At 34.2% G+C, this 11927-nt stretch carries 10 protein-coding genes and 1 tRNA gene; 9 read left to right on the forward strand and 2 right to left on the reverse strand.

What is annotated here, in order from left to right; genetic code table 11:
• Positions 1 to 268: 268 nt before the first annotated feature.
• A complete protein-coding gene (locus tag AC0UBM_RS00720) occupies positions 269 to 790 on the forward strand; it encodes a c-type cytochrome (RefSeq protein WP_475687244.1) in 522 nt (173 codons plus the stop codon).
• A gap of 236 nt (positions 791 to 1026) precedes the next feature.
• Complete coding sequence (locus AC0UBM_RS00725) at positions 1027 to 1974, forward strand: phosphoribosylaminoimidazolesuccinocarboxamide synthase (protein ID WP_475687245.1); 948 nt, start codon at positions 1027 to 1029, stop codon at positions 1972 to 1974.
• Here AC0UBM_RS00725 and AC0UBM_RS00730 read toward each other — a convergent pair.
• Positions 1960 to 3081: a heparan-alpha-glucosaminide N-acetyltransferase domain-containing protein gene (locus tag AC0UBM_RS00730; RefSeq protein ID WP_475687246.1), complete on the reverse strand. Its 1122-nt coding sequence runs from the start codon at positions 3079 to 3081 to the stop codon at positions 1960 to 1962. The genes AC0UBM_RS00725 and AC0UBM_RS00730 overlap by 15 nt on opposite strands.
• A 193-nt stretch (positions 3082 to 3274) precedes the next feature.
• On the opposite strand from AC0UBM_RS00730, the gene AC0UBM_RS00735 reads away from it, so the two are divergent.
• The 3 genes from AC0UBM_RS00735 (at position 3275) to AC0UBM_RS00745 (ending at position 6635) form a co-directional block, all read left to right on the forward strand.
• Complete coding sequence (locus tag AC0UBM_RS00735; RefSeq protein WP_475687247.1) at positions 3275 to 4648, forward strand: alanine/glycine:cation symporter family protein; 1374 nt, start codon at positions 3275 to 3277, stop codon at positions 4646 to 4648.
• A gap of 327 nt (positions 4649 to 4975) precedes the next feature.
• Positions 4976 to 5986 (forward strand): YHYH protein, encoded by a 1011-nt coding sequence (locus AC0UBM_RS00740; protein ID WP_475687248.1) that lies wholly within the window; start codon positions 4976 to 4978, stop codon positions 5984 to 5986.
• Position 5987: 1 nt separating this feature from the next.
• Positions 5988 to 6635 (forward strand): DUF6702 family protein, encoded by a 648-nt coding sequence (locus tag AC0UBM_RS00745; protein WP_475687249.1) that lies wholly within the window; start codon positions 5988 to 5990, stop codon positions 6633 to 6635.
• Positions 6636 to 6824: 189 nt separating this feature from the next.
• Here AC0UBM_RS00745 and AC0UBM_RS00750 read toward each other — a convergent pair whose 3' ends face one another.
• Positions 6825 to 7862 carry a LacI family DNA-binding transcriptional regulator gene (locus AC0UBM_RS00750; RefSeq protein ID WP_414035080.1) on the reverse strand — a complete coding sequence of 346 codons (1038 nt, stop codon included), beginning with the start codon at positions 7860 to 7862 and terminating at the stop codon, positions 6825 to 6827.
• Between the two features lie 228 nt (positions 7863 to 8090).
• Between AC0UBM_RS00750 and AC0UBM_RS00755 the strand changes: the two genes are divergently transcribed.
• From AC0UBM_RS00755 to AC0UBM_RS00770, 4 genes are all read left to right on the forward strand, one after another.
• Positions 8091 to 9137 (forward strand): PfkB family carbohydrate kinase, encoded by a 1047-nt coding sequence (locus AC0UBM_RS00755; protein ID WP_414035036.1) that lies wholly within the window; start codon positions 8091 to 8093, stop codon positions 9135 to 9137.
• Positions 9138 to 9182: 45 nt separating this feature from the next.
• The gene (locus tag AC0UBM_RS00760) at positions 9183 to 10400 is read left to right on the forward strand and encodes a 6-phosphofructokinase (RefSeq protein WP_475687250.1); all 1218 of its coding nucleotides are present in this window, start codon (positions 9183 to 9185) and stop codon (positions 10398 to 10400) included.
• Between the two features lie 18 nt (positions 10401 to 10418).
• Entirely contained in the window at positions 10419 to 11087 is a 669-nt protein-coding gene (locus tag AC0UBM_RS00765) for a bifunctional 4-hydroxy-2-oxoglutarate aldolase/2-dehydro-3-deoxy-phosphogluconate aldolase (protein WP_414035034.1), read from the forward strand.
• A 276-nt stretch (positions 11088 to 11363) separates the two neighbouring features.
• A tRNA-Arg gene (locus tag AC0UBM_RS00770) sits at positions 11364 to 11437 on the forward strand.
• The last annotated feature ends 490 nt before the right edge of the window (positions 11438 to 11927 follow it).

The raw sequence follows: 11927 nt of genomic DNA on the forward strand, positions 1-11927 counted from the left end.
ACTCTTTTTTTTATCTCACTCTTATAAGGGGTAAGGATTTGGTATAGTAATAATTATTTTTGAAATTACCACTATACCACTATACCACTATACCACTATACCACTATACCACTATGCCATTACCCCTCCACACAATACGCGCCAAGTCTAAGTAACACATGATTCACTGTTAAATTTTAATATAAAGTTCGCTCGCTTCAAAAATTAAAATTTGTATATTTAAGATACAGGATGCCAAATGAGTCCAATTAAAATATCTTACTTTTTTATGAAAATAAATCACGTGTTGTTTTTTTGTATTATGTCTCTCGTATTTATGGGGTTAACAAGCTGTATGGATGGAGTGAAAAAAAAGAAACCTGCTAAATTTGTTCATCCTGATTTACCTAATGAGCGCGTTAATAAAATAAAATCTAAGGGCGTAGGGAAAACTTCAACGATTCAATTATCGGATACGATAAATGTGGATTTAGCAAAAAAAGGAAAGTTTGTTTTTGAAAAGCGATGTGCTTCTTGCCATAAATTAACCGACCAAAGGCTAGTTGGGCCAGGTTGGGAAAACATAACAAATTCGAGACGACCAGAATGGATTCTTAATATGATTACGAATACAAACGAAATGTTAGAAAAAGATAGCGATGCTAAAATGATGCTTGACGATTGTTTAACTAGAATGCCTAATCAAAACTTAACTGAAGAAGAAGCGCGTGCCGTATTAGAATTTATGAGGCAAAACGACCTGGAACGTGTACAAGTTAAAGATGAAGCTGTTGAAAAACCTAATGAATAAAGCCTTCTAAAGTCTGAGTGGGTTTAAACTTGAATATAGTAGAGTGTGATTTCCTAAATTCATGTTCTTAAAAGGGGTATTTAAAAAGAGAGCATCATTCAAAAAGTGATCTAAAATAAATTATCATTTTCGAAACTTCGATAAAAATATTTTGTGATTAATTCCTTACTTTTACCCTTTCATTTTTATTAATATTTAAAGCGTCTCAACAGGAGTAAGATGCAATTATACAAATCATGACAATTACAGATACTAATTTCAATTTTCCAGGACAAAAAAGTTTGTATAAAGGAAAAGTTAGAGCAGTTTACAATATTAACGACGATTTATTGGTAATGGTTGCCACAGATAGATTAAGTGCATTCGATGTTGTTATGCCAAAAGGAATTCCTTTTAAAGGTCAGATTTTAAATCAGATTGCCACTAAATTTATGGCACAGACAGAAGATTTAGTTCCGAATTGGTTAATTGCCACTCCAGACCCTAATGTTGCGGTTGGACATTTATGCGAACCTTTTAAAGTTGAAATGGTTATTCGTGGTTATATGTCGGGACATGCCGCGCGCGAATATAAATTAGGTAAGCGTGTACTTTGTGGTGTTGCTATGCCAGAAGGTATGAAAGAAAACGATAAGTTTCCGGAGCCTATTATTACGCCTGCGACTAAAGCCGAAATGGGAGATCATGACGAAGATATATCGAGAGAAGATATTATTAGTAAAGGCATTGTTTCTAAAGAAGATTATTTAATACTAGAAGATTATACACGTAAATTGTTTCAGCGTGGGACAGAAATTGCTGCCGAAAGAGGTTTGATTCTTGTAGATACTAAATATGAATTTGGTAAAACTAAAGAAGGTAAAATTGTCTTAATCGACGAAATTCATACGCCAGATTCTTCACGTTATTTTTATGCCGATGGGTATGAAACTCGTCAGGAGAAAGGTGAAGAGCAGAAGCAGTTATCTAAAGAATTTGTACGCCAGTGGTTAATTACTAATGGGTTTCAAGGTTTAGAAGGACAAGAGTTACCTGTTATGAGCGACGACTATATTGAAACCATTAGCGAACGTTATATTGAATTGTACGAGAATATTATGGGAGAACCATTTGTTAAATCAGACGTAACAAACATTGAAGAGCGTATTAAAACAAATGTAGAAAACTATTTAGCTTCTATGTAATCTTGGACGGTGCATAGACTTTAATTTTATAAAACTCCAAGCCTTTCTAATATTTATATTTAGGAAGGCTTTTATTTTGTCTTCATAAATCACAACCAGACAAACTACGCTCATAAAAGCCAAGGCTCCTAATACGGCAGACCAAGGTTCTAAACTGTTGTGTGCGTAACGATAGAGGCCAAAACCAGTGTAGCTACCATAGAGAATTATAAAATGAACAACATAAATGGAAAGGGTGTTGTTTCCTAATTTTAAGATTAATGGGTGTTTTAAATAAGATTCTAAAGCGTAAAAAACACCAAATACTAATAGCACATTTCCTAATCGGATAAACAGATAATTATAATTGGCAACATTGTAGAACAGTTCAATGTGGGTTACTTTATAAATTAAGTAAAAAGCTTCAGAAGACAGACTATTTAAAAACAATCCACCAAAAATAAAACTTGATATCGCAATGGTTTTAAATTGAGGTTTGTACTGGAATTTCTGAAAAATAATTCCTAGAACAGCGCCAAATGCGACAAAGCCAAACCAAGGTAAAAGCGTAAAAACGGATCCGTTTTCTTTTGTTATATAATTAACCAAAATATCGGGTACTTGAGGTAAGGTTAAGGTCCTATACACAGGTTCGGATGCAAATACAAGGGTGCCAATAATTGTTAAAAGTAAGGCAAGTAATTTGGTTTGATTTTTTAATAGGGCATAACATCCGTTTAAAAGAATCACAGATATTCCAATAATTTGTAATACATCTATAACCAAAAAATAGCTATCTATATGTCCTGCTAACCAAGAGAAAATGGGAATTCTTAACGAATAACCAATTAGTAAAAGTGAGGCACCGCGTTTAAAACCCTTTTTAATTCTGAGGTTCTCGTTGCCTTTAGATTCTGCTTTTTTTAGTAAATAAAGGATAACTAATCCTGTAATTGTGAAAAATAATGGTGCGGTATTACCTCTAAATCCATTCCAGATTGTAAAAGCTACATATTCTGAAGACTTATAAGACGTGTGTAATAAGCCATCTATAAAATGACCTTGAAGCATCATTAATATAGCGAAGGCTCTAACGGCATCCAAAAAGTATAGTCTATTTTCTTTCAAAGGTACAGGTCTATTAAAGTTGCGAAAATACATCAATTTTAAATCAAAATACACACTTTAGCGAAATTGAATTAAGTGTAATATAATACGCGTTTTAATTATAAAAATCGAAAAAGTGATTAGGTTTTTAGGGTAATGGAGAGCGTTTTCAACCTAAAAAAGAATATATTTATCAAAATATAGCTTTCAATTTATGGCCACTTTAAACAATACTGTAAAGGAATTTGCCGCTCTGGTTTGGGGTTTACCACTATTAATTCTATTAATAGGTGGCGGACTATACTTACTAATATATTCTCGATTTTTGCCATTTCGTTTTATTGGTCATGCATTTCAGGTATTACGTGGTAAATACGATAATCCGAATGATCCTGGGGAGATTACGCATTTTCAAGCGCTGACAACCGCTTTGTCGGCCACTGTTGGAATGGGAAATATTGCTGGTGTTGCCGTGGCTATTGCAATAGGTGGACCAGGAGCCGTCTTTTGGATGTGGGTGAGTGCGATTATAGGAATGGCAACAAAATTCTTCACGTCTACGCTTGCTGTTTTGTATCGTGGTAACGATAGTGAAGGACAATTACAAGGAGGTCCAATGTATTTTATAGTGGAAGGTTTAGGTAAAAAATGGAAGCCTTTGGCGGTTATGTTTAGTGTTTGTGGTTTGGTGGGAGCATTGCCAATCTTTAATGTAAACCAATTAACGCAAGCGATTAACGATATTTTATTGGCACCAAATCATATCGAAGTTGGTTTTACATCTAGCTTAATCATTGGACTTATTTTGGTTGTAATTACAAGTATTGTAATATTAGGAGGTTTGGATCGGATTAGTAAAACGGCTTCAAAACTTGTTCCTGCGATGGTCGGTTTATATTTTATTTTAGTAGTATTTATTCTTACTGTAAATGTTCAGGAGATTCCTAAATACATGGGCATGATTTTTTCGAATGCGTTCACGGCTCAAAATTTTAAAGGCGATAATTTCTTAGGCGGTGCTGTAGGCGGATTGATTTTATTAGGAATTCGTAGAGGCGCATTTTCCAACGAAGCGGGAATTGGTACCGCACCCATGGCTCACGGCGCCGCCAAAACAGCAGAACCCATACGAGAAGGTTTAGTTGCTATGTTGGGGCCTGCAATAGATACTTTAGTCGTTTGTACCCTTACAGCTTTGGCTATATTGGTGACTGGAGTTTGGCAAACGTCCGATGCTAATGGAGTGAGTTTAACAGCTTCAGCTTTTGCTCACGACATGCCAGGCGTAGGAAAATATTTATTACTGCTTTGTATTTTTGTGTTTAGTATATCGTCCCTGTTTTCTTATGCTTATTACGGCACAAAATGTATGTCTTTTCTGTTTGGAGCCGATAAAAAGCATTATTACAATTACTTTTATATAGGAAGTATTATTTTAGGAGCCACCACATCTTTAAGTATGATGATTAATTTAATTGATGGCTTTTTTGCCTTAATGGCAATTCCTACCATGACTGCAACACTTATTATGGCGCCTCGGGTTCTAGCTCGCGTTAAGGTGTATGTTGCTAACTTAAAGAACGCGTAGTAACGAAAGATTTATCGTTAACAAGTTAAAGAGACCGTTTAAATAATTCAATTTAAACGGTCTCTTTGTGTTGAAAAAATACTTTTAGATTGGATTTAGATGTTATTTGTATTAAGAGCCACTAGCTTTTACTAGTCATATACATTACCAAACTTTTGCGATGATATGCATTTATAGAGTTATAAAGTGAAGTGGGATTTAAATTAGAATTTGGTTTAACCGATTAAAACAGGGGTTTACTTAAAGCGTTGTCTCATTCACTGAAAACTTGAATTTGGTATCAAAAAAAGTCTCAGATTTGAATCTATATACAAAACATCAGGTGTAATGAAAGTAAACAATATAAGATCAGCGGTTTTTACCTCTACGCTATTAATCATGGGAATTGTAAGTTTAGCATCTTGCTCAAGTAGTGAAAGTGACAGTGATGTTGAAACCGATAGTCAAGATGATAATATCATTGTAAATGTCACACCTTCGTATTTTTATACCGAGGGACAAAATATTACAGTAACAAAAGTGCCCTGTACCTTATCTGATGGTTCGAGTTCCGATTGTTATCAAATTGTGTCTACAAGTATACCTGCCGATCACGCAATGGGACCATGGTGTCCGAGTAATATAGAAGATGGTGCAGAGGCTGGTGGAATCTGGTTAGAAGGCGGAGAAGTGTATGATGTAGATGGTGCTTTTATAAAGAATATGGCTACATTTTATAACGATGATAATTGGTTAATGTACGACGATAATGGCGATGTGTATGTCACCGATTCTGAAGAAGATTGCATTAATGCCGCGAATCCCGATGTAGGAACAGAATACGAAAATTTTTGTGTAGAATGTATTCCATCTTATATTACAGATATTTCTCAAACCTGGTTAATTCCTGTAACACCAGTATATCAAAGTGATGTGGTTTATTTTGCTACCGAAGGAGGAGGCGGTCCTGGATCGGTTAGTATTCCTTCTACCCGTGGGATTGCTTTAAATGGTATCGAATTCTCTGCACCAGCACCAACTAATAATATTTTAAGTGCGTATACATTGGCACCGTTTGATGATGCTGGAGGTCATATTAATGTACATCAAGGGTATCATTACCACGCCGCAACAGGATATAGTATTAAAGTAGAACAGGAGGACGGACATGCGGCATTAATAGGTTACGCTTTAGATGGGTTTGGTATTTATGAATTATTAGACGAGAGTGGTGCTATGCCTACAGATTTAGATGATTTACGCGGACATTCAGATGAGACTCGTGGCTACCACTATCACGTAGACGACGCAGGAAATAATAATTTCATTAACGGTTTAAGAGGAGCTTATGTATTGTAATATGGCAAATAAGATGCGCGTAACATTAGTTTTAGTATGGTTTTTAATACCCATGGTGGTTTTAGCACACTCCACATCGCAATCTAGTACCGTTTTGGTAGAAGGGAAAAACGGACAATGGACACTTCAGGTTAGAGCAGCGCTGTCGGCTTTCGAGAGTGTTGTGCATCAGGAATATACTGCAAATGGTTATGCAACTCCGGAAGAATTTGAAGATTTGGTGTTTGCCTTAATGGCAAAGAACCTAACGCTTACCATTAACGATCGAGAGATAGTGCTTAAAGATCCCAAAATTAAATTGGGACATGAAACCTTAGTGGTTTATCTGATTGATGTCCCTGATAATTTTGAAACGGTTAGTCTCAATAATACCATGTTTCAGGATATTTTTAAAAGTAAAAACACCTTCATGATTTTGAAAAATGGAGTAAACAGAAATATTTTTGCTCTAGAGAAATCTAATGCATTCGCTACTAAAGTGAAATTGGAAGAAAATGAATTCGTATTAGTTGAAGCAGATGAAAGTTTGGCAGATAGTACAACAAATTGGTATGTGTTTAATTTTTTATTTATTCTAGCAGGAATAGGTTTAATAGTAAGGTTAACAATTAAAAAGACAGATGCAGATGAAATGAATATAGATTGTTAATAACCTAATTAAATAGATTGTGTTATGAGACTTTTTTAAGGAAATGGACTGTAAGTAAGTCTTGTTTTGGTTGTCTTAAAGAATACTAAAGGCTAAATAGCGATTTATAAAAACCTTGTAATAGTGTAGAACTAATATAAGGTTTTAGTCTTTAATCACTGTTGATTGGATAGGTTTAGAATAGAAAATCTACCGCTTCTTAAAGTCAAGTACGCGAGACGAATCTCTAATAATTAATTCAGGTTCTAAAATTAATTTATGGAGTACAGGCTTATAGTTTTCGTCGTTTATACGCAGTAAAACTTGTTGTGCGACTAGTTTTCCAATCTCTTTATTATGCTGATAAATGGAGGTTATTGGCGGTGTGACTAGCGATGTAAAGGGTTCGTTGCTAAACCCTACTAAAGCAATCTGCTCTGGGACTTTAATATTATGTTCTTGCATTACTTGTAAAGCACCTAAAGCGGCATAATCTCCAGCGGCGTAAACTGCATCGGGTATTTCTGGCAGTTTTAAAAGCGCTTCCATTTTAGCACGGCCTTCTTCTATAGTTAAGCTACATTCTAATAAAAGGGCGTCGTCTTCTGGCAATTTATGTTTTCTTAAGGCGTCTTTATAACCCCGAATTCTATTTTGGTAAATTCTAGTATGTCCGTAACCGGCAATATGAGCAATGCGTTTACAACCTTGTTCAACCAGATGATTCACTATAATATTACTACTAGCGTAATCGTCAATTCCTATATAATCTACACCAATATCATTTTCACCACGATCAAATAAAACTAAGGGAATACCATTTTGTTTAATTTTATGGTAATAATCAAAATTAACAGTTTCGTTTGCTAAGGATGCTATAATTCCATCTACTTGGGTCTGTAGCAAGGCATCTATATTCCGACATTCTTTCTCGTAAGATTCATTAGATTGGGTAATAATAAGGTTGTAGCCTTCTTTATTTAATTCTTTCTCGATACTTTCCATGACAGATGAAAAAAAGTAACTATTAGTTTTAGCTACAATAATACCTATCAATTTACTTTTACCACTTCTTAATGCAGAGGCTAGATGGTTGGGCTGATATTCTAATTCTTCAGCCACTTTTCTTACCGCAATTTTAGTTTTCTCGCTAATTCTAGGATGGTTGTGTAGTGCTCTAGAAACAGCAGAAGGTGTAATGTTTAAAACATTAGCAATATCTTTTATGGTGGTTTTCTTTTTCAATATGTAACGAGATTGAAGTCAATCGTTTGAGCAAAGATATTATTTTTGACCTAATATATTAAAGTAAATGGAAATCAATTCCTTCAATATAAAAAATTGAGAAGTTTTAAAAGATTTGAACAAACGTTTGCATAGATGAAAATATTTTAATAATTTTACTCTTACAAAGTGAAAAAGAGGAATTTAACGTCCTCTTGTAAAATATAACTTAATTAATATAAATTTAAAATAATGAGTAAAGTAGTAACGTTTGGAGAAATCATGTTAAGATTAGCTCCTCAAGGATTTTTAAGATTTTCTCAAGCTAACAATTTTGATGTTGTTTACGGTGGTGGAGAATCTAACGTAGCAGTATCATTAGCTAACTATGGTATTTCTTGTGATTTTGTAACGCGTTTACCGAAGAATGATATTGGGGAATGTGCAATGATGGAAATGCGCAAAAGAGGCGTTGGTGTTGATAAAATTGTTTGGGGTGGCGAGCGTTTAGGAATTTATTTCTTAGAAACTGGAGCTGTATCTAGAGGAAGTAAAGTGGTTTACGATAGAGCGTATTCTTCTATGTCTACAATTGAGTCAGGAATGATTGATTGGGATGCTGTTTTCGAAGGTGTAGAGTGGTTTCACTGGACTGGTATTACTCCAGCTATTTCTCAAAGTTCTGCAGATGTATGTTTAGAAGCTGTTAAAGCGGCTAGCGAAAAAGGAATTACAATTTCTACAGACTTAAATTACCGTGCTAAATTATGGAACTACTGTGACGACGCGCACAGAGAAGCTGTAATGACAGAATTAACATCTTATTGTGATATCGTTTTAGGAAACGAAGAAGATGCTGAAATGCACTTCGGAATTAAGCCTGATGGAGCTGCAGTACAAACTGCTGGTCACGATGTTAAAGCAGAAGCTTTCTTATCTGTTTGTAAGCAAATGATGGCTAAATTCCCTAAAGCTAAAAAAGTAATTACTACTTTAAGAGGATCTATCTCTGCATCTCACAACACATGGGCTGGAGTTTTATACGATGGAACAAAAATGTTAGAAACACGTCAATACCAAATTACTGATATCGTAGATAGAGTAGGTGGTGGAGATTCTTTCATGGGAGGTTTAATCTACGGATTATTAACATACCCAGATAACGATCAAAATGCATTAGACTTCGCAGTTGCTGCATCTTGTTTAAAACACACTATTAAAGGTGATGCTAACTTAGCTACTGTTGCAGAAGTTAACAAACTTATGGGTGGAGACGCTTCTGGTCGTGTTGCTAGATAATAACTACAAACTTTAAAATCATTTAAAAACAAACACGATTAGTACATGGAAAAATCAATAGCAATTATTTGTGGAGGCGGACCTGCACCTGGAATAAATACTGTAATTAGTACAGTAGCCAAAACCTTTATGAAAGATGGTTATAAGGTGATAGGCGTGCATCACGGATATCAAGGATTGCTTTCAGACGAACCTGAAGTAAAGGTTTTCGACTTTCATCATGCCGATCGTATTTTTAGTCGTGGCGGGTCTACTTTAATTATGAGTAGGTTTAAACCAAAAGACAGTGATTTTAAATCAGATTTTTTTAAGAAAAATAATGTAAAATTATTAGTTACTATTGGCGGAGACGATACCGCGTCTACCGCCAATAGATTAACTAAATTTCTTCAAACAGAACAATTAGATGTTAAGCATGTACATGTGCCAAAAACTATAGATAACGATTTGCCTTTACCTGATCGTAATCCAACATTCGGATTTCATACAGCTAAAGACGAAGGCGTTAGAATAGGGAATACGGTATACGAAGATGCGAGAACGAGTGAAAACTGGTTCGTGATGTCTGCTATGGGACGTTCTGCTGGACATTTAGCTTTTGGAATAGCATCGGCATGTCATTTTCAAATGATGATTATTCCTGAAATGTTTAACAAAACAAAGATTACGTTCGAGAAGCTTATTAATATGATAGTGTCTTCTATAGTGAAATGTAAGCTAGAAGGTGTTGAATATGGTGTGGCTTTAGTGAGTGAAGGCGTGTTCCATTTTATGGATGAAGAAGAAATTATAAACTCTGGAATTAATTTTACTTACGACGATCACGGTCATCCCGAATTAGGGAATGTGAGTAAATCACATATCTTTAACTATCTGTTACAAGTGAAGTTAAAAGAGATTGGTTTAGTAGTAAAATCAAGACCAGTAGAGCTTGGTTACGAGTTAAGATGTTGTAACCCCATAGCATTCGATTTAACACTGTGTTCTTTATTAGGAATAGGGGTTAAAAAATTATTCGATCAAGGTATTTCTGGTTGTATCGTTAGCGCAAATTCAAGAGGTGATATTACACCATTGTATTTAAAGGACTTTGAAGATGAAAACGGAAAAATACCACCAAGACTAGTCGATATCAATTCAGATATGGCACAGCTTTTTATAGACAATCTATTCTACATTAAAGAGAAAGATTACGAAAAAGCAAAACAATATTTACCAAATCCAGAAGCATACGATTTCAAGAAAATCTTAAACTGGAATTAAAAATTAAAACATAACAAAATGGCACAATTTTCAAGATTAGAAGTGGCTCAAGCAATGAAAGATACAGGAATGATTCCTTTATTTTTTCACAACGATATTGAGTTAAGTAAAAAAGTTTTAAAAGCTTGTTACGATGGTGGAGCAAGATTAATGGAATTCACAGCTCGTGGAGATTTCGCTCACGAAGTTTTTGGAGAGTTAACTAAATATGCTATTAAAGAATTACCGGGTATGATTATGGGTGTTGGTTCTGTTACAGACGGTGCTGCAGCTTCTTTATACATGGCATTAGGTGCAAACTTTATTGTAACTCCAGTTTTAAGAGAAGATATCGCAATTGCTTGTAACCGTAAAAAAGTATTATGGTCTCCTGGATGTGGTACTTTAACAGAAATTACTAGAGCAGAAGAATTAGGATGTGAAATCGTAAAATTATTCCCTGGTGATATCTACGGACCTCAATTTGTAAAAGGAATTAAAGGCCCACAACCTTGGACAAGTGTTATGCCAACTGGTGGTGTTTCTCCAACAGAGGAAAACTTAAAAGGATGGTTTGATGCTGGTGTAACTTGTGTTGGAATGGGATCTCAATTAATCTCTAAAGATATTATTGCTAATAAAGATTACGCGAAATTAGAGCAAGATGTAAAAAATGCTTTAGCTATCGTAAAAGCTGTTAGAAAATAATTCGTTATTTATAACAAAACAATTTAAAAGGACTGTCTGTAAAGACGGTCCTTTTTTGTTCAGATGCATTTTAAATCGTACGAGTTATTCTGATTTTATATCAATATATTCACGAAATAATTGAATAACAATCGGTTAAAAAAAAGATTGCTATTTTTTTTAAATTTATCACATTTTAAGTTGTGTAGTTTGTTAAAGCTACTTATATTTGCACAGCTTTTTAGGAATTATATATTTCGAAAAAAGTACTTTTCAGAACACATGTTGTTCGTGAATGGTGGCATAGCTCAGTTGGATAGAGCACCTGCCTTCTAAGCAGGCGGTCGAAGGTTCGAATCCTTCTGCCATCACAAAAAAGCTTTCGAGAAATCGGAAGCTTTTTTTGTTTTCTACACTTTATAATAAGCACCAATTCTAGATTAAAACGTTTTAATTATTAAAGAATAAAAACGGCCTAAATTCTATAGTTGTAGGAGTGCGATTTTTTCAATTATTAAAGTCTATTTTAGACATCAAAATTAATATTAAGATCATGTTTATTTAAAGCAATTTTAGGTTGTGTTTTTGTATTTTATGGCGAAAACGTTTGAAAGTTTTTTCTACCTTTAAATCTTATTTATAATTATTCTATTTAACTCTAGTTGTTTGTATTTAGCCGTTTTACAAGAGATTATTCCTTAAACTTATTAGTTTTTTTCTTCGTTATTAACTAAATTTACGTAGAATAAAAACGATAGTTTTAGCGAAAGCATCATTTAGAAATGCATACTATAAATGACTTCAAAAATTCTATTTAAAAATTCCATTTAACTTTAATATTAATATGAAATTCATCACAAA

The sequence above is a fragment of the Formosa sp. F44 genome (genome assembly GCF_056238645.1).